Here is a 23,111-nt window from a genome sequence, read left to right as displayed (position 1 = left end):
GCTAAATAATGACATAGTCTCAATACTTGTTCTTGCGATCCGAGTTATTCATTCTTGTGATTGGAGGGGATGGACACGAGAAGCTCCTCAATATTTCTGAATCCGGGTTATTTGATAGCAAGCGGAGAATTTCATTGTCAGGAGACGAAGCCTTTTCAACTGCCGCTTCACAGACATGAGATGTATAGCGAGCTTCTCTTTATCGAGGAGGGAAGAGGGACATTTTTTATTCATGATCAACCTTACGAGGTTGGGCCAGGAACCATACTGTTGTATCATAGGGGAATATGGCATGAAGAAATGTCCACGCATTATCCGTTTAGAGCGATTTATGTTGCTTTTGAAGGACTGCAGGTGAAAGGTCTTCCCCAGGATTATTTTCTTCCACCGGAACAATCACCGGTTATCGAGCTTGGGGAAATGGCTAAAGATATAAGTATATTGCTGAGGGAGTGCCATACAGAGTTTCAATCTGGAGGACTGGAGGCACTTACCGCCGCGAATCATTGGTTTGGACTGCTGCTCGTGCGGTTGGCACGACATGTGCAAGGTCATTTTACCGAGAGCAGAACAATTAAGCCGTCAGAAGCAGCTGTCTGGAAAGCAAGAAGCTATATCGAGGAAAATTATCAGCTGCCGATCACACTCGAACAGCTGGCGAAGGTCACATTCGTCAGTAAGTTTTACCTCGCACATCTATTCCGAGAAGAGATCGGGATGTCTCCTGTTCAATTCCTAATCCGTTGCAGGATGGACGCAGCGAAACGGTACCTAAAGACAACGGAACGTCCAATCAAGGAGATTGGAGAGCTGGTTGGCTACCAGAGCGAGACGACTTTTCATAACATTTTCAAGAAAGTGACTGGGCTTACCCCTGGGCAATATCGCGAAGCGGAATGGCAATAAATGATTACAGACGAGGTGTCAGTAAGATGAAAATTAACTTTGATGAAGGAACCAACCGGAAAAATACGAATAGCTCGAAATGGGATATCGACCAAAGACCAGATATGCTGCCGATGTGGGTGGCCGATATGGATTTCAAAGCACCTGCTGCGGTTATTCGGGCGCTAGAGAAAAGAGTGCAGCATGGCGTATTTGGGTATGCCCGTTTTCCTGATGCGTATTATGAGGCTGAGGTAAGCTGGTGGGAGAAACGACATCAATACCGAATTCAGAAGGAATGGGTTGGGTTCACCTCAGGGGTTATTCCGGCACTAACAGCTATTGTACAAGCTTTCACAAAACCGGGAGATAAAGTGCTAATTCAATCACCTGTGTATAACAACTTCAATACAGCTACTACTAATGGCGGCTGCGAAGTTGTGATTAATGAACTAAAGTTTAATGGTGACAGATACGAAATAGACTTTGATGACTTTGAGCGCAAGGCTGCGGATGAACAGGTGAAGCTGTTTATTTTATGCAATCCTCATAATCCAGTTGGCAGAGTGTGGGGCCGCGATGAATTGGAACGATTAGGTGAGATTTGTCTTGCTCATAATGTCATTGTATTAGCAGACGAAATTCATAGAGATCTAGTGTTCGAAGGTCATCGGCACGTGCCATTTGCTTCGATCAGCGAAAGACTGCTTATGAACTCCATAACCTGTACATCACCAAGTAAAACTTTTAATCTGGCTGGACTCAAAACGGCTAATGTCATTACTGCAAATGAGGAATACCGGGAAAAGCTGAAACGACAGCTGCATATAAACGGGGCACAGGAACCCAATGTGTTCGGAATTGACGGCCTGATCGCGGCATATAACGAAGGAGAAGACTGGCTGAATCAGCTGCTCGTTTACCTGCAAGGGAACCGAGATCACTTCATTTCCTTTGTCGAGCAAAGGCTGCCCAAACTGAAGGTTCTTGTTCCTGAAGCAACCTACTTAATGTGGGTGGATTGCCGTGAGCTTGATATAACTTCGGAAGAACTGAGCAAAAAGCTCGATGAAGAAGAGGGACTTCGACTTATTGATGGTGGAGTCTATGGAGAAGCGGGGAAAGGGTTCATTCGCATGAACATCGCATGTACCCGGGCGTTAATGACAGAGGGATTAGAGAGGCTGGAGAGAGTTGTAAATGCGATAAGCTAAAATAGAATGGGCTGGACGATTCCCACGTGCAAGGGCGGGATTGTCCAGCCCATTTTGTTATTGCTAACGAATCCTCATCACTTGAACACGCTTTGACATGCGATAGCTTCCTCTTCCGTTAAGGGACTTAGCGGCTCGCGACAATGTGAAGCAATGATACCTTGCTTGGCAAAAACATGCCGGATGACCCGGATCCAGCCGATGCTGCCCATCAGCTCCAAATGTGGTTTAAGATGGTTCAACTTGATTTCTGCCTGATCGAGTTGATCTGAGCGCAGATGTTCCATAATCTCGCTCAACTCGACAGGGAACAGATTACCGGCAACGCTTGTCAGGCCGTCATAGCCTTTCTTGAAATAATCAGTTATGGTAAGATCCATTCCCGACAATACTTGAAATTCCGCTCCAAGCTCCGCTTTTATATGCTTCACATTTTCTGGGTTTCCAGCCTCTTTCAGCGCAGTAATCTGCGGATTGTTCTGCACCAAACGTATCAGAGTATCTGGCTCCAAGTTAAACCCCGTTCTTACAGGATTGTTATATAGCATAATCGGAAGTGAGATTGCGGAAGTTACGGCTTCAACGTAAGCAGCAGCTTCTCGCTGATTCGGGCGGATATAGGGAGGGAATCCGAGCATAATAGCGGACATCCCCGTGCGTTCTGCTTCTTCCGCGAGGCGGACGGCATCACGGTTTCTTATGGCAGCAACACCGGAATATAAGGGCATGCTCTCTGATGCGGCGTCTTTGACGGCTTGATAAAGGCGAATTCTTTCTTCAATCGTAAGCGAATGTTGTTCGCCGGTTGAACCACTAACAAGCAGGGCGGGAACCTGATGCTGCTCATAATATTGGACCATGCGATGAATACTTGCTTCATCTACGGTATCTTCTTTGGAATAAGGGGTAATGATCGCGACGCTATAGGGGGTGAAATGAGCCATGCTATAGATCCTCCTTCAATCTTCCTGTCAGTTAGGTTGTGCCGCTATACTAGCATATCTGACAGTTGAATGGAAAGGACGTATTTTTATAGTTGTTGAACCCTTGCAGATGCTATACGATCGAGATAGTAACCAATCCCAATCGATCGATCAGGGGGATTTCTATGATCAATGAGTTAAGCAATGAGGAGTATTTGGAAAGCAAAAGCTTTCCTTTTCATATAGAGCCTTATCAACTGGGGAGCGGTACCGATATCCCTTTGCACCGGCATGAATTTGTGGAGCTGGTCATCATTGGTGAGGGCGCAGGGATTCATGAGTATGATGGACATGCTTTTCCCATCGCAGCAGGTGATGTATTTATTATTGAGCCAGGAATGGAGCATGCTTATACGGTTAATCACGATGAAGGGATGGAAGTGGTGAACGTATTGTTCGTTCCATCCCTTCTCCAGCAGGAGTTGACGGCGCTGTCCAGCTTCACTTCATTTATCGACTTTTACTATATGGAGCCGTTTCTACGCTCAGATGTCTCCTTCCAAGCGAAGCTGACGTTATCACCAAGGCAGATGTTAGAAGTCCGCGGTGTGATCGATCAGCTTATGCAAGAGTATAGACGGAAGGAAAATGGCTACCAATATCTCATCAAATCGAAAATGATTGAACTGTTCATCATCCTCAGCCGCATGTACGTGACGAATCGGAATCACTCTTTAACATTCATGAATGATGATCAGGAAATGATTGCCCGAGTATGCGGGTTTATTAAGCATCATCAGACTCGTCCGTTATCACTTGAGCAGATCAGCCAGATGGCCGGAATGAGCCAGAGCAAATTTACAGTCTTGTTTCGTCAGATAACAGGGATGTCTTTTGTAGAATACCGCAATTCGGAACGTATCCAGCTGGCCAAGCAGTTACTGACGACAACCAGTGATAAAGTTGCCCAGATTGCTCTGGATATCGGTTATGAAGACCTCAGCCATTTCAATCATCTCTTTAAAAAAACAACAGGTGAAACCCCAAGCCAATACAGAAAGCGGATGAGAGGGTAATGGCGAACTTACGCCAGTTTAGGGAATAACCCTCCACTTATTACATCGCCTTTTGAAAAACCAAGTCCGTCCGTGCATACATGGTTTGCACCGCTGTATGTTGTACCGTCAGGCATATAGATAATGGCCAGTGCGCGGCGAGGTTTATTGGTCTGATTGGCATGAGCGTAATGGAAGGTAAGTCCGTCATGGAATGTACAGCTGCCAGCCTTCATACGGACAATGGCCGCCGTATTGCGGTCAACACCCTTTGCTCCTTCGTCCGCGAACAAGTCCTCGGGTTGTACAAGATCGATCGATTTTAAGTTTTTAAGCTTTTGTGATTTAGGAACTAACATCATGCAGCCATTGTTCTCATCCACATCATCGAGTGCGATCCAGATCGTTAACGCACCTGACTCGTTCATTGGCCAATAAGGCAAGTCTTGATGCCAAGGAGTTGGCTTCGAATCCTGCGGCATCTTAAGCAGGGCATGATCATGGAACAGCCGAATGCCGCTTGCTCCAGATAACTGTTTGGCAGCATCAGCGAACCGGCGGGACGTCACATATCTGGCCATTCCGCCATGGTCTCTCCATGTGTTGACCCGTTGATTCAATACTTTATAGTACAAATCTCCGGTTCTCGCCGTTTGAGTCGATCTGCCGCCTTCTACACCCATGGTCTCTTCCAGATAATTGCGAAGCTCTGCTAACTCATCTTCACTCATAATATTGTCTACCTGTACAAACCCGTTTTCCCGATAATAACGTACTTTCTCTTCCGTAAGTTGAATCGTGTTATCCGCCATATTTAGCCACCCTTTCTTCATGTGAGATATCATCGTTATCATAAGGGCTGGAAGACAAACAATCTTGGAGGATTGACCGAAAAATACGGGGAAATCGCCAACAGGCAGAAAAAAAGCCTTAGTTGGGAGTTCAATCCCAGCCAAGGCTTTTTGCAAGGTTATACAGTGTCCGAATGTCTGATGACACGTAGAACACCATAAATTCCGTTTATTTTTTCATTCGGAACGAATTTAACAGTAACAGAGTCTTTACCTGTAGTTAAAGCCTCAGGCAGCTCGAAAATCCGCTCATAGAACATCCGCTTCCATTCCTGTGGGAATTGCTCTGCAGCCAGCAGTTCTCCGTCAACAAAGATGTCAAAGCTGCGATTCGTATGCATACGGTTGAAGGTGGCGGCTAATGCGGCGCCTGGTTGTACCTTCATCTGATAGCTGAACCATCCTCCGGCTTCAACCATTCTTCCGTTTAATCCTTCCCAAGTACCGCCATGAGTAAGCTCACCTTGAACCTGATGCTCCAGTTCATATTGGTCATTGCCAACTTGAACAGCATCAATGGTCGCTTCTCTCAGTCGGCGTTCCTGTTCAGCTTGTTTTACATGCTGTAGCAGCTCCGCTGATCCTTCATCAAGAAGGCTCCAGTATATGCCGTATCTTTCTTGATGCTGCTGATAATGGGGAGTGAAGACCAAGTGATGATCCTCATCCGTGTTTTTCAGAACAAAAGCCAATTCTTCGCCCTTTCGACTAACATGCTCATCGAAACGTTGCAGCCATTCCTCGGAATTCATACCTTGCGGGACGATATAGTCTTTCACGGCCATTCGTCTTGTTGCGACGTTAACAATAACGCCTGTTCTTGACTCAACCATATCTTCAGTACCAAGCGCAGCGCTTAGTACAATCGGACCGTACTGGAGGCCAATGGAATAAGGAGCATCCGGCAGGCGGGAATAGGTTACTTTCATCGGAATTCGTATCGCTATCGTATCGCCGTCCATCCATGTGCGCTCAAGAACGGCATATTGCTTCTCAATGACTGGCGTAACAGCCTCACCGTTCACCGACACTTCAATTGCGCCATCACTCCAATTAGGGATGCGGATATGAAAAGCAAGCGGCTTTGGTGTGTTCGTTTCGATATTGAACTGTACAAGGTCGGTTTGAGGAAGTGAAGTTGTCTGTGTAATTGTCACTTGCTGCTCCTGCCAGTCGAGCTTCGAGCTGAAGAACTGATTGATATAGAGCTTGTTGTCAGTATGGAAATAAATGCTGTCATTCAGCTTCGTGAAGCTTTCCATTCCCGTTCCTGTACAGCACCAGAAATGCTCAAACGGCGAGCTGTAAATTTTGAAATATCCGGTAGCCATCGGCTGGAAGTACATCGTCATACCAGTATCCGGATTTTGGGAGGAAAGGATGGCGTTAATATAGGTTTTCTCATAAAAATCTGCGTATTTGCTATCTTGTGTCAGCTTGAACAGCTCTTTGGACAGCTTCAGCATATTGTAGCTGTTGCAGGTCTCACAGGTCACATCGGAACGTTTGCTGTCTAATAGATCCGGTTCACCAAAATGCTCGCATTCACTGTTGCCGCCTGTAATATAGCTGTGGTGGTAAACGACGGTATCCCAGAAGTTAACGGCCGCCTCCAAATAGCTGCGTTCACTTTCCCCAAGCGTCAGATAGCGGTTCAAGGCACCAATAAACTTCGGTATCATCGTATTGGCATGTTTGCCCTTAAGCACATCTCGTCCTTCGCGAAGAGCATCAAACAAGCTGACCTCATCGAACTTGTGAGCAGCCTCCAGATGGCGGTTGTTTCCGGTCAGCTTGTACAGGTCATACAGGCAATCATTCATGCCGCCATATTCAACGGCAAGAACAGTAGCTTGAAGCTCGTCGGACCATGATAAAGCACGGTCAGCCGTCCAATCGCCTAGACGATGAACAACATCATAAGCCTGCTGCAGCCCGGTCGCCTGATAGACGGAGATAAGGCCGGCAATAATTTTGTGCATCGTATACCACGGCACCCAGGCAGGCTTGCGGTTTTCTACATTGTCGAACAACGTCTCAGGAAAGGCGGATAAGTAGCCGGTGTCATGCTGACATTCGAATAATTCTGCAACGAGATATTCGATCCGTGTAAGCAGATCCTTATCTTTTGTTTGAGCATAAGCTTGGGAGACAGCGGTCAAATAATGGCCCATCGTATGGCCACGGATTTCAGTATCCTCCCAACCGGGATATTTGGCTGCTTTCGGCTGAAGACCATTTGTTTCACGGAAACCAGCAAGCAGACGGTCAACATCATAGCTGATCAAATAGTTTAATTCTTTCTGAAATGCATTGGTCTGATAGTCATTTAATAGTAGCACTTGATCGAGTCCAAAATGCTGCAGGGTAGTATTACTGGTCAGGGCTTTCATCATAATCATCCTCTCGAGAATATGAGTAAAGCTTATTACTTGGCGCAGGTCAGGTAAATGGCGGAAGGTTTGATTATGTGTCAAAAAGGAAGTTTTTTATAAGGAATCTTCCAGTTTTACTGATTATGTTCTAGAATAAAGTGTGAAAAAGGCAGAAAGGGTGACGGTTAGTGACTCATTACAGCTTCCGTGTCGATACACCGGTCTCCCTTGTGATGACCGGCAAATTTATAGCTCCCTCACCGGAGTGGCAGCATATGCAGCGGGTGTTACTTGAGTTTGAGCTGTTTGTCCAAACTCGGGGCACGTTGTATATCGCAAGGGACAAGGAACGGTATGTACTAAATGAAGGAGACTTTCTGCTTATGCCGCCTGGAGCTGTGCAATCCGGTTATCGGGAATCAGACTGCAGTTTTTATTGGCTTCATTTTGCTGTTCAAGACGGATATAGGTCCGTGGATGGTGATTCGGGGTATGAGCCTGGCGTTTTAACGATTCCCGAAAAGGGGACTTTACGCAGTCCGGACAAGCTCATCGTGATGATGAAGCAGCTGCAGGACTCTGTCCGCAGCTACAGGGAGCAGACGCTTAACAATTATTTGACGACCGGCATTTTATGCGAATTATACAACCAGCTCTTTTTTGTCCAGAATCAATCTGGGAAGAAGCTTAAGCAGCAGCAGCTCTACAATGATATCGTGGATTATATTAAATGGAATAGGCAGGAGAATATGAAGGTGAGTCAGCTGGCGGAGCATTTTGGTTATAATGCCAAGCATCTATCTTTCTTGTTCTCAGAGATTGCAGGGATCACCCTTAAACAATTCATGCTGCAGGAAAAGATGGATGCCGCAAAATCTTTACTTACTGATTCGAATCAGAGCATCAAGGAAATAGCAGAGCAGCTGGGCTATTCCGACAGTCATCAATTTATGCATAGCTTTAAGAAAATGACTGGCTTAACACCAACCGATTATCGAAATGCATATGCCAATCGGCTGTTATTTTATAGGTGAAAACAAAAATGCATCCGGTATATCGGTAGTGGATTATAACTTTTCCAAACAAAAAAACCATCCAGCAGGATGGTTTTTTGTTTGGATATTATCGAGAGATCAAAGAAATAGTAAACGCTAAGCTATATGACCGATTGGTCAACAGCTTATATTCCAGATGAGTTGGAGCACCCCAGCTGTCGTCGCCCCCAACGCCCATTTGCTTGTCATTCACACGAAGGACGGTTTTGTTTGAAACAGGCAGCTTATATGGATGGTCGTTTGCTTCAAGCTCTTCTGGTGTCCATGGAAGTGCATTGATCTCCATTACTGCTGCGCTGTCGAAGTTCAAGCCAACGTCACCGGAAGCATTCGTAATCCGAGCATAACGGACATCGGTCTTATTGCCGCATTCTTGTGGACGAAGGTAAGGGACAAATTGATCTTGTATTTTACCGCTGTACAGTCCTAATTTGGCACCGGATTTACGATCCCAATAATTCTCGTGAGGACCAAGACCGTACCAAGAGATCGTATCGAGGCTTCCGTCAAGTACGAATAATAGACCAAACTCCGGAATCTCAGGCAGCTTATCATTGCCTGGGAGCAACTGCTCTTGAATGTCAATGGAGCCATCATAATGTACGCAATAGTTGATCGTCAGCGTGGACACTGGATTAGTCGCTAGCTGATAAACGGCAGTGATGTGACAACGATCTGAAGCAGCAGTCCAATCGAATTGAACAAGCTTTTTCGTGCTTGCTGCATCCTTCCATACGGAGCAACGCTCCGGCATCTTGTTTCCACGGTCATTATCAGTGACAGCCCGCCAGAAGTTAGGACGAACGGGTTCAAGTAAATGCTCTCTAATTCCTGAGCGATACGAGACCAATTCACCAGATAACCTTCTAAAAGTAACCGTCATCAGAGGATTAGTAATGGTTATAGCCTCATTCGACTCCACGATCTGCAGGGAAAGAGCAGTTGGTTCGATACTGCGCTTAGTCCGTGTCAAACGTGGGGATAACACGAATTGCTCCCATGCAATCTCATGACCAGCATCAGACCAAATCGTTGCTTCAGGAATGACAAAGGAAACGGTAAGCACAGCTTCTTGTTCAGTGAATGAAGGTGTATAAGGCAGGGTGACTTCAGTTGTCTCGCCTGGAGCCAGGGATACCTTCAGGAAGTCCTTTTGTACAACGTTCCCTTCAAGCTGAACTTCCCATTTCAAATCAAATGCATTTAGATCGGTAAACAAATGCTTGTTGGTCACACTAATCGTTTGATTAGCGAGATCAATCGGAGAGATAGCGATATTCTGGTAGCATTTCTTAACTTCATATAACTTCGGCGTTACCGTCCTGTCAGCAAAGAGTAATCCATTCCCGCTGAAGTTGCCATCATGAGGCGATTCGCCGAAATCTCCTCCGTAAGCGAGATATTCGACTCCATCTGCAGTCGTTGTGCGGATCGCCTGATCCACCCAATCCCAAATAAATCCGCCTTGCAGGATATCATATTTGTCGAACAGCTCCGTGTATTTATGAAGTCCGCCGCAAGAATTGCCCATGGCATGGGAATATTCGCAAAGAATATAAGGTTTCTTCGGATTGCTCAGTGCGTATACTTCAATTTCACGCGGCTTGATGTACATCGTCGATTCGATATCGGAAGCTGCTTCAGAAGGGCGGTAATGGAATACTCCTTCATAATGTACGAGCCTCGTAGGATCTGCTTCTTTCAAGAAATCATGCATCGCAATAAAGTTATCGCCGCCAAATGATTCATTGCCAAGCGACCAAATGACGATGGACGGGTGATTCTTGTCCCGCTGGAACATGGAGTTGCAGCGATCAAGTACATTCGCGCGCCACTCCGGATGGCTGGCAGGTACGGTATGGGCCGGCAAATCCTGTTGCGCATATTGCCAGGAACCGTGAGTTTCAAGATTCGTCTCATCGATAACATACAGGCCATATTCGTTACAGAACTCATACCAGACCGATTGATTCGGGTAATGGGAGGTACGAACGGCGTTAATGTTATGGCTCTTCATCAGTATAATATCGCGGATCATATCTTCTTTGGACAACGCGCGTCCGGTTTCACAGGAAAACTCATGACGGTTTGCGCCTTTGAAAATGATCCGTTTGCCATTGATCAGCATCAGGCCATCTTTTATTTCAAATGTACGGAAGCCAACTTTAGAGCTGATTGTCTCAAGAAGATTACCCACTTTATCGAACAGGGATAGAACAAGAGTGTACAAATGAGGAGCCTCGGCACTCCATTTCAGCGGATTCAGAGCTTGCCCCGACAACGTAAGCTGACGCTCTCCATCGCGCTCGAAGGAAGTTGTCGCAGCAAGTGATTCCTGCCAGATCGCAAGCTGTTTGGAGTCATATAGCTGAGCTTCAATACGGATGCCCTCAGCGGCATCGTTGTAATAATTGTCGAGTTTCACATCAATCGTTACTTCTGCATCTTGGTATGCTCCATCCAATTGCGTCCTTACGAAGTAATCCGCAATGCTCTGTTTTGGTTTCGTGTACAAATAGACATCCCGGAAAATACCGCTAAGACGCCAGAAGTCCTGATCCTCCAGCCAACTGGCGTCACACCAACGATAGACTTCAACGGCCAGCTTGTTCTCGCCATTCGTTAAGTAGGCTGTAATATCAAATTCAGCCGGAGTGAACGTATCCTCGCTATAACCAACAAGCTCTCCATTTACCCAAACATAAAAGGCGGATTCTACACCTTGAAAGCTCAGATAAACAGGTTGACCATCCCAGGCTTCAGGAACTTCGAAGGAACGGATATAAGAACCAACTGGATTGTATTTTGTTGGGGCAAAAGGTGGTTTTAAATCAGGTTCTGATTCAACCCAAGGATAACGGATATTCGTATATTGCGGATAGTCGAAGCCCTGGAACTGCCAATGGGAAGGGACAGGCATGTCACTCCAGCTGCTAGCATCATAATCCGATTGATAGAAAGTCTGAATACGCTTATCCGGCGTTTCTGCAAAAGCAAATTTCCAGATTCCGTTTAATGAATAATAACGTGTTGAAGCACTTTTATCTCCAACCAGTGCTTCCTCCAGTGAGTGGTAAGACATCATGGAAGCGTGTGCAGGAATACGGTTGACCTGGAAAGTTTCCGGGTTATTATTCCATTCGGGAAAACCATTTTTCGGAGGCTGATAATCAAGTTTCGAACGCAAAAGTGTCATCTCCTATCAATCTGTATGAGTATATTCATATTATAGGATTGAAGGTATACTTATAAAATATAAGGATATTACACTCTTATCTCAAAATATGAAACGAAGGCGATAAAATGAAGAGTACCTATATCTTTTGCTCGCTGGATGAGACCTCGGGTCTTCCGATATATGCAACAACAGTTGGCTATTGGGAGCATCAGCCGGAAACGGAACGTTTGGATGGATTTCCGGATTATCAGTTTCATCAAGTGTTAGAGGGATGGGGAGAGCTTACAATAAATGGGGATGTACATCGAGTAGGGCCTGGCGATTGCTTCTTCCTGTTCCCGAATAAGGTGCATTCCTATAGACCGGTTAGTCAACAATGGAAGTTGTCATGGGTATCCTTTAATGGCCGTGAAGCTGGGCAAATGATGCTGTTTGCCGGAATTGGTGAATCAGGAATCGGCAGATTAAGAGAGAATAAGCTGATCATGCCTTTGGAGGAAATGCTAACGACAACGATAGACAATGAGCAGGAGGCCAGTCTGGAACGGTCCAAGCTGCTCTATGCTTTATTGATTGATTTGAAGTATCAATTAATAACCCCAACGGATCAAGAATTTGATCGGATTAAGCCTGTTTTGCAATATATCGAGAATAATTTACAAAGACCAATTACATTAACGGAGCTAGCGGATATCGTAGCTGTAACTCCTCAATATTTATGCCGGATTTTTCAACTCACGATGAATATCAGACCAATCGAATATATGAATCAACAACGTATTCAGCGCAGCAAGCAGCTTATGTTTCAATTTCCGAAGATGAAAATGTATGAGATAGCGGGGAAGGTTGGATTTGAAAGCTCCAGTTACTATGGCTATGTCTTCCGCAAGCTAAATGGCATGAACCCAGAAGCTTTTAAGAAGCTGCATGGTTTGTTGTAGTGATAGATGAAGCCTATGAAGTGAAAATTGTCTTCCAATTATATAAGGATGGTGACTATCGTGGAGACTACGTTAACTCAAAAACTAAACATTCAATATCCGATCATCCAAGCACCAATGGCAGGTGGACCTACAATCCCGGAATTAATTGCTGCAGTTTCAAATGCAGGTGGATTAGGCAGCTTGGGGGCTGGTTACTTAACGCCAGAACAGATCCGAGATACAATCAGGGAAATCAGGAAGCGCACAGACCGGCCATTTGGTGTCAATTTATTCGTGCCTGAGCAGACGGAAGTATCTGAAGACATCATTGAGAAAATGAACAATTACCTTAATGAAACTCGTACTGAGCTTGGCATCTCGTTAAATTCATCGACATCGGAATTAAAAGAAACATTCAATGAGCAGGTGCAAGTATTGCTGGAGGAGAACGTTCCGGTATTTAGTTTCACCTTCGGAATTCCTTCGCAAAATATCATCGAAGAAATGAAACAGTGTGGAATTGTCGTAATTGGCACAGCAACAACAGTTGAAGAAGGCATCCAGTTAGAAGCAGCCGGAGTAGATGCTATCGTTGCCCAGGGAAGTGAAGCAGGAGGACATCGAGGTACGTTTGTGGGGGAGGCTAGAGACGCTCTTATCGGTACAATGGCTCTATTACCTCAACTTGTAGATCATGTTGCCGTTCCAGTTATCGCGGCGGGAGGAATTATGGACGGTCGGGGACTCGTTGCAAGTCTTGCATTAGGAGCATCCGCGGTGCAGATGGGGACTGCGTTCTTGGTAAGTCTCGAGAGTGGCGCTCATGCCGCTTACAAAGAGAAAATTTTGACGTCAAACGAAGATTCCACAGTAGTTACATATGCCTATTCGGGCAAAGCCGCTCGTGGCATTCGTAATGATTTTATAAACAAAATGAGATTGTACTCAGGAACCATTCCTGCCTATCCGATTCAGAACACGTTGACGAGAGATATTCGCCAAGCAGCCGCCAAAGCAAACAACCCAGAGTACATGTCACTATGGACTGGACAAGGCGTTAGGTTAGCTAAGGAGCTTACTGCTTCTGATATCGTAAAACAAACCATGGAGCAGGCTGCGGCGCTTATTGAAAGGTTAAATAAAAATAAGGACAATTGATTCAGAGATTTGAGACGCCATGCAAAAAGTTTGCAGGCGTTTTTGATTTGGGAACAGATGTAAGAGGAGTTTTCCTTTAATGTAGCGAATATATCAACCGACCCTGGTCCGAAGATGTGATTTGCAGAGAAGGAGACTATTGAACATGTTAGATCAAACAGCAGTCAGTCAGCTAAAGGCAACACTTAGAAAAGGTATCGAAAACAACGAAGTAGCAGGCGCTAATTTCATGGTGATAAAGGACGGAAGAGAAATCTTCTATCACGAAGACGGATTATCCGATCTGGAAACGGGACGTCCTATTACAAGAGATTCCGTTTTCCGTCTATATTCCATGACAAAGCCGGTTACGGCCACTGCCGTTATGATTCTGGTAGAACGTGGGGAAATTGATCTATTTGATCCGGTAAGCCGTTATTTACCTGGTTTCAAGAACCAGCTGGCGGAGAAAGACGGCGAATTGGTGCCCGTAGAGCGGGAAGTGAATATCCATGACCTGCTTGATATGACATGTGGATTGGTTTACGGTGGAGCAAATGCAGCTGGACAAGCAACAGAAGCATTGTTCAGAGAAATTGATGAACGTTTGCTTGGTGAATCGCCTGTAAGTACGGTGGAAGCAATGAACCGATTGGGTGAATGCCCGCTTGCATTCCAACCGGGATCTTCTTGGGCATATGGAACTTCTGCTGATGTGCTGGGAGCGGTAGTAGAAGTTATAAGTGGTAAACGGTTTGGCGAGTTTTTGCAGCAAGAATTGTTTGGCCCTCTTGGTATGAAGGATACCGGCTTCTGGCTGCCTGAGGAGAAGCAAGAACGTCTTGTCAAAACGTACGCGGACAATAGCGAAGGCGGATTGACGCTGTATGAGGGTAATCATCTTGGCATTATTAATCAAATGGACCGCAATCCGGCGTTCGAATCAGGAGGAGCGGGACTCGTATCTACGATTGATGATGCTGCCAAATTCACAACGATGCTTATAAACAATGGAAATCTGAATGGTGTTCAAATTCTGCGGCCAAGAACGGTCGAGTATTTGACTTCAGGGACGTTGAATGCCCGCCAGCAGCCGGCTTTTGAATCGTGGCATACAATGGCAGGACATAGCTACGGCAACCTGATGCGTATTGTAACGGATACGAAGATAACAGGAATTCTAGCAAGTCAAGGAGAATATGGCTGGGATGGCTGGCTTGGTGCCTACTTTGGTAATTTCCCTCAAGAGGGAATGACCATTTTGTTTATGATACAGAAAAAAGATGCGGGTACAACGCCGCTTACTCGTAAGCTTCGTAATATTGTATTAAGCTCATTGTAAAAGCATAAAGATCCATAAAATAGGAGCAGTGAGGGGCATTCCCTGCACTGCTCCTTTTATTTCGTCAATTTCGTCAAATTTCTGCATTTTTTTCACGAGGAATTAACTAAAGTTAATTGGCTGTTAACTGTATCTTTGCTAAGCTGTTCCTGCTCATTCAGTTAGAGGAGGATGAAGATTTTGCTGCGTAAATTAAGTTACGGCCTGTTATTGGCTGCAATTGCTTTGGTATTCTGGCCTACGGGAGGCGGAAAGGCGGCTTTTGCTGCCGTCTCGATGGAACAATGGTCCAATCTTCCAGAACCGATTCCAGGAGCTTCGGCAAGCGCTGTACTCTCTGGGAACAAAATTCTGGTGACAGGGGGACAGAACGGATCGAATTCCAAGTCTAAGAATTCGTACGTGTTCGATACGATTAGTAAAACCTGGACTACGAATGCTCCTACTTTGCCAGTAGCCTATCATAAACAATCCATGCTGCAGGACGGCAGAGTATTGGTAACCGGAGGAAATGCATTCGAGAACAATATCGGGTATGTATACAACGATCTGGCCCGAATCTATAATCCGCAAACAAATGCATGGACAAATGCCGCTAACGTCCCCCATACCGTGCTCGGACAAACGCAGAGTACGCTGGCAGATGGCCGTGTCATGATTGTTGGGGGATCTAATGAAGTTTATTATCCCGGGAAAAGCATAACGTATAACAATTCGTATATTTACGATCCATCAATGGATCGTTGGGATGAAGTAGCTCCTCTGCCGGTTACCTTGTATGAAGCAGCTCAAAGCACCTTGAAGGACGGTCGGGTGCTGTTAACTGGTGGTTTAAACGGTTATGCATACTCCTATTCTTCGTTCATATATGATCCTGTTGCTAACACATGGACGAAAGCAGCCTCGTTACCGTATGCCTATGATGATATTTTTTTCAGGCATTCGCAAGTAACGCTTGAGAACGGGAAAGTGCTGGTCATGGGCAATTATAATTTTTTTATTTACGATCCAGCGACGAATAACTGGACGAAGGACAGTGAGAACACGGGTCATTTAACGGATGCCAGCCTGGTTTCAGTTGGTTCCGATGTGTATGTTGTAAGCGGGTATAATTATTTGGACTATTCAACCAACACCAAGCTTTATAAGCTTACATTTGACTTTAATCCACCGACAGCACCGACGATTACAGGTGTGGGAAGCGGATGGAACGGTACCGATGTGGATGTGACGATTACACCGGGAACAGATGCTGGAACGGGGGTGGACCGAACAGAGTACAGTCTCACTGGCGCGACGACCTTGGCCTGGACAACCTATTCTGTTGGGGAATCCATTCCTATCTCCCAATCGGGGCAGACAACCATAACCGCCCGAACAATAGATAAGGCAGGGAACTTCAGCACTACAGCTTCGGCTGTTATTAAGATTGATAAGACAGCGCCGTCTACGCCATCAGTCAATCTATCTACGAGCGGATGGGCCGCGAATAATGTTACTGCTACTCTGTCAGCGTCTTCTGATCCTGGCGGCTCTGGTGTGAGTCGCAGAGAGTATAGTCTAACAGGCGCCACTACGCTAGGGTGGACTACCTATTCTGGTACTGTAACTTTAGCAGCAACAGGAGAAACGACTTTCCATGCACGAGATATTGATGAAGTGGGCAACGTCAGCGCTGAGGGAACTGCGGTCATTAAAATAGACAAAGCACCGCCACTCGCTCCTAGTATTACACCATCATCAACGGCTTGGAATCAAACAGATGTCACGGTCACCATTGCTCCCGGTACGGACACAGGAGGCTCCGGCGTAAGCAGGACGGAATATAAGCTGTCTGGCGCTAAGACCTTGAACTGGACAACCTATTCCATTTCGTTCGTTATTGGGGTTGACGGTCAGACGACCGTGGAGGCTAGAACAATTGATAATGCAGGTAATATTAGTACAATCAAAACAGTTACTGTGAAGCTGGATAAAACAGTGCCAACAGCACCAACTGTTACTCCTGCCACGGCAGCCTGGACGAATGCTGCTTCAGTCAAAGTAGCCGTTACTCCGGGGACAGATGGCGGTTCAGGAGTCAGTAGGACCGAGTATAGTTTAAGTGGTGCAACAACACTTGGCTGGACGACATACACAGGACAAGTGACGGTTAGCGCAGAAGGACAGACTACGCTCAGCGCCAGAACCGTAGACACGGCAGGCAACATTAGTGCTGTCTCGAATGGCATTGTTAAAATTGACCGTACTACTCCTGGGGTGCCAGACATCAAGGAGTCTACCATAGCATGGACGGCAGCTGATGCTACATTCACATTGGCGCCAGGGACCGATACTGGTTCTGGAGCAGCCCGTACGGAGTACATGCTGAGCGGAGGTACAACGCTTAGCTGGACTACTTATACGGGAGCTGTGACAATTACGGCCGAAGGCCAGACAACCATTAACGCTAGAACTGTTGATCAGGCAGGCAACACTAGTGGTCCACGCTTAGGCGCGATATTAATCGACAAGACGAAACCAACTACACCAGTAATTACACCTTCTGCTACGGGTTGGAGTGTATCGGATGTGAGCGTATCGATCGTGTCCGGAACGGACAAGACCGGCTCTGGTGTGAGTAAAACCGAATACAAACTGTCAGGTGCGACAACGAAGGATTGGACAACATATACCGCAGCACTTTCTATCAGCGCTGAGGGTCAGACAATGGTGGAAGCAAGAACTATCGACAGAGCAGGCAACATAAGTACTGTTGCGACAGTTACAGTGAAGCTCGATAAAACAAAACCAACTGCTCCAACCATAACGCAAGATGCATCTGGTTGGACGAAAGCCTCTTCTGTTACAGCGACGATTACGGCAGGGACGGATAACAGTTCAGGTGTCAGCAGAACGGAATATAGCTTAAGTGGAGCAACAACGCTTGGTTGGACAACATACTCGGGCCAAGTATCTGTCAGCGCCGAGGGGCAGACAACGGTTAGCGTAAGAAGTGTGGATAATGCCGGTAATGTAGGTTCAGTGTCGACGAGCGTGATAAAAATTGACCGGACTGCTCCAACTATTCCTGCAATAAGCCCGGATGATGGAGGATGGTCGGCTGCTTCCATTTCCGTGACGCTGATTGCGGGAGAAGACAGCGCTTCGACGGTAGATCGCGTTGAATATAAGCTGACCGGTGCAACGACGCTTGATTGGACGGCTTACACAGGACCAATTAATATCACCAAAGAAGGAATAACTACAGTATCTGCACGGACTATTGATAAAGCTGGAAATGTTAGTGCGGAGTCCGAGGCAACTCAGTCTCTCGATCTATCAGCACCGGGAGCAGCGATATTAAGCTCGGACGCGCCGGATTGGACTTCGGAAGAAAATGTAACCGTAACGGCTGAGGCAGGAACGGATAGTGGTGGATCAGGTGTCAATCGGGTCGAATACAGCTTGTCTGGTGCTGTAATTTCAGCATGGAAGCCTTATACAGGGCCGATTCTCGTGACAGCCGAGGGGCAAACGGAAGTATCTGTTAGAACGATAGACAATGCTGGTAACTTGGGTACTGAATCTAAAAAGACGGTTAAAATCGATCAAACGGCACCATCCAAGCCTGATATCCAAGCTGATGCAACGGGATGGACGTCAGCGGATGTCAAGGTGACGGTAACGCCTGGAACGGATGGGTTATCCGGAACTAACCGTACGGAATATCGCTTATTAGGTGCAACAACACTTGACTGGGCGACTTATTCTGGAACGATTACGGTAACAGCGGCGGGTGAGACATCGGTTCAAGCACGAACGATGGATCAGGCAGGCAACATCAGTGATACATCTGTCTTAAAAGTACACATTGATAAAACTGCGCCAATTGCACCACAAGTATTGATTGAAAAAGAAGGTTGGATATCGGCTGGTAAGGTTACCTTCTCCATAACAAAGGGCACAGATCAAGGCGGTTCTGGAGTAGACCGGACAGAATACAAGTTGTCTGGTGCTTTAACGAAAGACTGGTCGACTTATGTAGGAACTGTCGATATAGAAGTTGAAGGCGTAACGACAATCAGCGCGAGAACAATTGACGCTGCTGGGAATGTTGGACCAGTAATAGAGGCTGTTGTCCGTATCGACAGATCATCGCCTACTATTCCTTCTATTAAACCTGAGACATCGGACTGGACTTCAGCTGATTCTGTGAAGGTGTCTATTACGGCAGGCAAGGACATCGGCGAATCGGGCATCATGAAAACAGAATACCGGATCACGGGAGAGGGTGCTAAGGATTGGGCCGTATATGATGGAGAGATTAGCATTACAGCGGAAGGTGTTTCGACAATTTACGCTAGATCCGTTGACCAAGCTGGTAATATTGGTCCGACAGCTGAGGTGTTGGTGCATATTGACCGGACTGCTCCGGCTAAGCCTGCAATCAGCCCGGCGGATGGAGTCTGGTCATCATCTTCTATTTCTGTGACCCTGACTGCCGGAGCAGACAATGCTTTGTCAGTAGATCGGATTGAATATAAGCTGTCTGGTGCAACGACGCTTGATTGGACGACTTATACAGTACCATTTGATGTAACTAAAGAAGGCCAGACAGTTGTATCTGCACGGACTGTCGATAAGGCTGGTAATGTTAGTGTGGTGACCGAGGCAACGCAATCTATCGATCTATCAGCACCGGGAGCAGCGAAATTAAGTTCTGATGCGCTTGACTGGACTTCGGCAGAAAGCGTGACAGTAACGGCTGAGTCTGGAAGTGACAGTGGCGGATCGGGTGTCAATAGAGTCGAATATAGTTTGTCTGGTGCTGTAACATCAGCATGGAAGACTTATATAACCCCAATCATCCTGACAGCCGAAGGGCAAACGGAAGTAACTGTAAGAACGGTAGATAATGCTGGCAACATGGGCACAGAGTCCATCAAGACGGTTAAGATCGATCATACTGCACCAACCAAGCCGAATATCCAAGCTGATGCTACGGGATGGACATCAGCTGATATCAAGGTTATCGTGACGCCTGGAATGGACGAGTTATCCGGAGCAAGCCGAACAGAATATCGTTTATCAGGTGCAGCAACACTTGATTGGACGACTTATACGGGAACGATTACGGTAACAGCGACGGGGGAGACGTCGATTCTAGTACGAACGATGGATCAGGCAGGAAATGTTAGCGATACATCTGTCTTAAAAGTGTATATTGATAAAACAGCACCAACTGAGCCGCAAGTATTGGTTGAAAAGGAAGGCTGGATATCGGCTGCTAAGACTGCCTTCTCCATTACGGAGGGTACAGATCAAGGCGGCTCAGCATTAGACCGGACAGAGTACAAGTTGTCTGGTGCAATATCAAAAGAATGGACGACTTATGCAGGTACAGTGGACATCGAAACGGAAGGTGTAACGACAATCAGCGCAAGAACAATCGACGCTGCTGGTAATGTTGGACCAGTAACAGAGGCTGTTGTCCGTATCGATAGAACATCGCCTACTATTCCTTCTATTAAACCAGATACAACGGACTGGACTTCCGCTGATTCTGTGAAAGTGTCTATTACGGAAGGTAAGGATATCGGCGAATCGGGCATCATGAAAACAGAATACCGAATCACGGGAGCAGGCGCTAAGAATTGGGCCGAATATGACGGAGAGACTAGCATTACAGCGGAAGGCGTTTCGACTATTTACGCGAGATCCATTGACCAAGCTGGCAACGTTGGTCCAACTGCTGAGGTAAATGTGAGAATCGATCGTACTCCACCTTCAGCGCCTGTTACGAAATCACCAGTTAATGGTGAAGTGCTGGGGGACAACCTTCCAACAATAGCAGGCACGGCAGAAGAAAATTCGATTATTACAATAACGATTGATGGTGAGGAGCTCCCGGCAGTTACTACTGATAATCAGGGCAGCTGGACATATATTCCGGTTTCTCCACTAAAGGATGGTAAGCATCAGGTTCGTGTGTCCGTTAAAGATGCTGTCGGCAATACTGCCGCAGAGGAGGGCATATTTACTTTTACGGTTGATACCACGGCACCAGAAGCACCTGTTATCGAAGAACCGGTAAATGATACTATTTCGGGAATCTCAAAGCCTGTACTTAAAGGGCATGCTGAAGCGGGATCAAATGTCACGCTATATATCGGAGATTCACAGATTAAATCACTAACAGCTGATGAAGATGGAAACTGGTCATACACGCTAGTAACGCCGTTGGAAGACGGTGTATATGTGTTAAAAGCTAGAGCTGCAGATGCGGCCGGTAATGTGGGTCCTGAATCTGGGCTTGTCTCGTGGACGGTAGATACAAAAGCGCCTGCGGCGCCGATCGTACTAGTACCGGTTAACGGGGATGTTACGAATGAGGATAAGTTAACCATTTTCGGGACCGCCGAAGCCGGTTCCATAGTCACTATTAAGATCGATAACAAGAAAATGGCTGAGAAAAAAGCAAGCAACCTGGGTGCGTGGTCGTTCACACTTAATGAAGCACTTGGTGATGGTAAGCACATTATTACTGCGGAAGCCGCGGATTCAGCCGGTAATATCGGTCCATCTTCTGAAACGGTTGAAATCACGATCGATACTGAAGCACCAGAGCTGGCCATGATTTCAGCTCCAACTGAGGGAGAGCAATTGAATAAAACGAAACCACAGCTGAGCGGATCTGCTGAAGCTGGTGCGTGGATTCATCTGACGCTCGATGGTACTACAGTTGATCCCTTCAAAGTCGGAGAAGGCGGCATTTGGTCCTACTCCCCATCTGTAGGATTAAGTGAAGGCATTCATCGAGTCAAAATTAAAGTTGCAGATGAGGCTGGCAATGTGAAAGAGGATGCTGTGGAACTCAGTTTTGTGATTGATACGACAGCACCAGCAATCCCGGTTATTACTCTGCCAACAGACGGATCGCAAACCAATGTTACAAAGCCAATAATTGTTGGAACAGCTGAAAAACAGTCTAAGGTAATTATCGTACTGGATGGTGAAGCGGCTGTTGCAGTAGAAGCTGATGAGGATGGTAACTGGCAATATACACCGATTGTAGATCTTGCAATTGGAAGACATGTCATACAGGTTCAATCTGAGGATAACGCTGGCAATGAAAGCGGTCTGTCGGCTGAACATGATTTCGAGATTGTCTCCAGCAATGCTGAACTCAGCAAACTTACGTTGAGTAGCATCAAACTGAACGAGTTATTCCAAAGCACATTGCTTGATTATACGGCTATAGTGAATTACTCGGTATCGAGCACGGAGATTACTGCAGTCCCAAGTGATTCAAATGCAACTGTAGAAATTTTACTTGAGGACGGCCAACCAACTGACAAGCCAGTCAAGCTAAAGGTTGGAGAACAAACGGTAACCATTCGTGTAACTGCTCAGGATGGGACTACCATCCAGACTTATACAGTGGCGATTTCAAGAAATCAGTATGTCGCGCCGAAGCCAGAAGAGCCGGAAATACCGGAAACTCCTGAGCCGGTCAAACTGATTACCTGTAAACCAGATGGAGATAGCAATATCCAATTTAAGGATATGGCAGGGCATTGGGCCAATCAAGCTGTACAAAATGCATACGGATGTGGTGTAGTGAAAGGCTTTATTGATGGCACGTTCCATCCGGACGCGCAAGTAACACGCGCAGAATTTGTTACGATGCTCATGAACACAGTGCTTGATAGCTCGGAGCCAGTTGGAAGCGGGGAAGGCTTCTCCGATAATGGTAATATTCCAGCTTGGGCATCAAATGCTGTGGCAGAAGCCCAAGGATATGGCTTCGTTAACGGCTTCTCAGATGGCTCATTCCGGCCTAATGAGCAGGTAACTCGTGCTGAACTGGTTACGATGCTGGCCAAAGCAGCTGGGATTAAGCCGCTGGAGGCAGATCAAGTTACTGGTATGTTCGCTGATACGGATACTATTCCAGCTTGGGCTGCCGGCTACGTGGCGGCGTTGCAAGAGAAAGGTCTCCTGCAAGGAAGAGGCGACGGCAAATTTGAGCCGACAGGACATGCAACAAGAGCAGAAGCAGCCGTGTTGCTGCTGCGGATCATCGAATTCAGGCAGAACTGACGAAATAGTGGTGCAGGAGTTAATCCTGCACCACTATTTTTTTGCTAACGAATCGTAAGATGCTTATTTGGCGAAAAACGGAGTCTTC

Annotated in this window: 12 protein-coding genes; 8 read left to right on the top strand and 4 right to left on the bottom strand. The window is 46.4% G+C overall.

The window, feature by feature from the left end:
- Window positions 1-69: 69 nt before the first annotated feature.
- Together FHS17_RS23365 and FHS17_RS23360 are read left to right on the top strand one after the other, a co-directional pair.
- Window positions 70-906: a helix-turn-helix transcriptional regulator gene (locus FHS17_RS23365; RefSeq protein WP_167280868.1), complete on the top strand. Its 837-nt coding sequence runs from the start codon at window positions 70-72 to the stop codon at window positions 904-906.
- Window positions 907-932: 26 nt separating this feature from the next.
- Entirely contained in the window at window positions 933-2,099 is a 1,167-nt protein-coding gene (locus tag FHS17_RS23360; protein WP_167280867.1) for a MalY/PatB family protein, read from the top strand.
- Between the two features lie 77 nt (window positions 2,100-2,176).
- On the opposite strand, the gene FHS17_RS23355 is transcribed toward FHS17_RS23360, so the two are convergent.
- A complete protein-coding gene (locus tag FHS17_RS23355) occupies window positions 2,177-3,043 on the bottom strand; it encodes a dihydrodipicolinate synthase family protein (RefSeq protein WP_167280866.1) in 867 nt (288 codons plus the stop codon).
- A 164-nt stretch (window positions 3,044-3,207) separates the two neighbouring features.
- Between FHS17_RS23355 and FHS17_RS23350 the strand changes: the two genes are divergently transcribed.
- Window positions 3,208-4,098 carry a helix-turn-helix domain-containing protein gene (locus FHS17_RS23350; protein WP_167280865.1) on the top strand — a complete coding sequence of 297 codons (891 nt, stop codon included), beginning with the start codon at window positions 3,208-3,210 and terminating at the stop codon, window positions 4,096-4,098.
- 8 nt (window positions 4,099-4,106) lie between these two features.
- On the opposite strand, the gene FHS17_RS23345 is transcribed toward FHS17_RS23350, so the two are convergent.
- Window positions 4,107-4,889: a phytanoyl-CoA dioxygenase family protein gene (locus tag FHS17_RS23345; RefSeq protein WP_167280864.1), complete on the bottom strand. Its 783-nt coding sequence runs from the start codon at window positions 4,887-4,889 to the stop codon at window positions 4,107-4,109.
- Between the two features lie 158 nt (window positions 4,890-5,047).
- Window positions 5,048-7,324, bottom strand: a complete 2,277-nt coding sequence (locus FHS17_RS23340) for a glycoside hydrolase family 127 protein (protein ID WP_243865504.1) — start codon at window positions 7,322-7,324, stop codon at window positions 5,048-5,050.
- A gap of 167 nt (window positions 7,325-7,491) precedes the next feature.
- Here FHS17_RS23340 and FHS17_RS23335 point away from each other — a divergent pair, with 167 nt between their 5' ends.
- Window positions 7,492-8,337 (top strand): helix-turn-helix domain-containing protein, encoded by an 846-nt coding sequence (locus tag FHS17_RS23335; RefSeq protein ID WP_167280863.1) that lies wholly within the window; start codon window positions 7,492-7,494, stop codon window positions 8,335-8,337.
- 88 nt (window positions 8,338-8,425) lie between these two features.
- Here FHS17_RS23335 and lacZ read toward each other — a convergent pair whose 3' ends face one another.
- Window positions 8,426-11,545, bottom strand: coding sequence for a beta-galactosidase, LacZ type (gene lacZ, locus FHS17_RS23330; RefSeq protein WP_167280862.1), 3,120 nt, complete (start codon window positions 11,543-11,545; stop codon window positions 8,426-8,428).
- Between the two features lie 116 nt (window positions 11,546-11,661).
- Between lacZ and FHS17_RS23325 the strand changes: the two genes are divergently transcribed.
- From FHS17_RS23325 to FHS17_RS23310, 4 genes are all read left to right on the top strand, one after another.
- Window positions 11,662-12,477, top strand: coding sequence for a helix-turn-helix transcriptional regulator (locus FHS17_RS23325; RefSeq protein ID WP_167280861.1), 816 nt, complete (start codon window positions 11,662-11,664; stop codon window positions 12,475-12,477).
- Window positions 12,478-12,534: 57 nt separating this feature from the next.
- A complete protein-coding gene (locus tag FHS17_RS23320) occupies window positions 12,535-13,617 on the top strand; it encodes a nitronate monooxygenase (RefSeq protein WP_167280903.1) in 1,083 nt (360 codons plus the stop codon).
- A gap of 145 nt (window positions 13,618-13,762) precedes the next feature.
- A complete protein-coding gene (locus FHS17_RS23315) occupies window positions 13,763-14,938 on the top strand; it encodes a serine hydrolase domain-containing protein (protein WP_167280860.1) in 1,176 nt (391 codons plus the stop codon).
- Window positions 14,939-15,118: 180 nt separating this feature from the next.
- Complete coding sequence (locus tag FHS17_RS23310) at window positions 15,119-23,023, top strand: OmpL47-type beta-barrel domain-containing protein (protein WP_167280859.1); 7,905 nt, start codon at window positions 15,119-15,121, stop codon at window positions 23,021-23,023.
- The last annotated feature ends 88 nt before the right edge of the window (window positions 23,024-23,111 follow it).

Origin of the sequence: Paenibacillus lupini (assembly GCF_011761355.1) — a bacterium.
In the GTDB taxonomy this organism is placed as follows: Bacteria; Bacillota; Bacilli; order Paenibacillales; family Paenibacillaceae; genus Pristimantibacillus; species Pristimantibacillus lupini.
Note: the sequence above shows the minus strand (reverse complement) of the source record. Positions and strands in the feature narration are given on the sequence as shown.

Coding starts and splice junctions, on each gene's coding strand:
- FHS17_RS23365 (WP_167280868.1), top strand. CDS start 70: ATGGACACGAGAAGCTCCTCAATATTTCTGAATCCGGGTTATTTGATA.
- FHS17_RS23360 (WP_167280867.1), top strand. CDS start 933: ATGAAAATTAACTTTGATGAAGGAACCAACCGGAAAAATACGAATAGC.
- FHS17_RS23355 (WP_167280866.1), bottom strand. CDS start 3,043: ATGGCTCATTTCACCCCCTATAGCGTCGCGATCATTACCCCTTATTCC.
- FHS17_RS23350 (WP_167280865.1), top strand. CDS start 3,208: ATGATCAATGAGTTAAGCAATGAGGAGTATTTGGAAAGCAAAAGCTTT.
- FHS17_RS23345 (WP_167280864.1), bottom strand. CDS start 4,889: ATGGCGGATAACACGATTCAACTTACGGAAGAGAAAGTACGTTATTAT.
- FHS17_RS23340 (WP_243865504.1), bottom strand. CDS start 7,324: ATGATGAAAGCCCTGACCAGTAATACTACCCTGCAGCATTTTGGACTC.
- FHS17_RS23325 (WP_167280861.1), top strand. CDS start 11,662: ATGAAGAGTACCTATATCTTTTGCTCGCTGGATGAGACCTCGGGTCTT.
- FHS17_RS23315 (WP_167280860.1), top strand. CDS start 13,763: ATGTTAGATCAAACAGCAGTCAGTCAGCTAAAGGCAACACTTAGAAAA.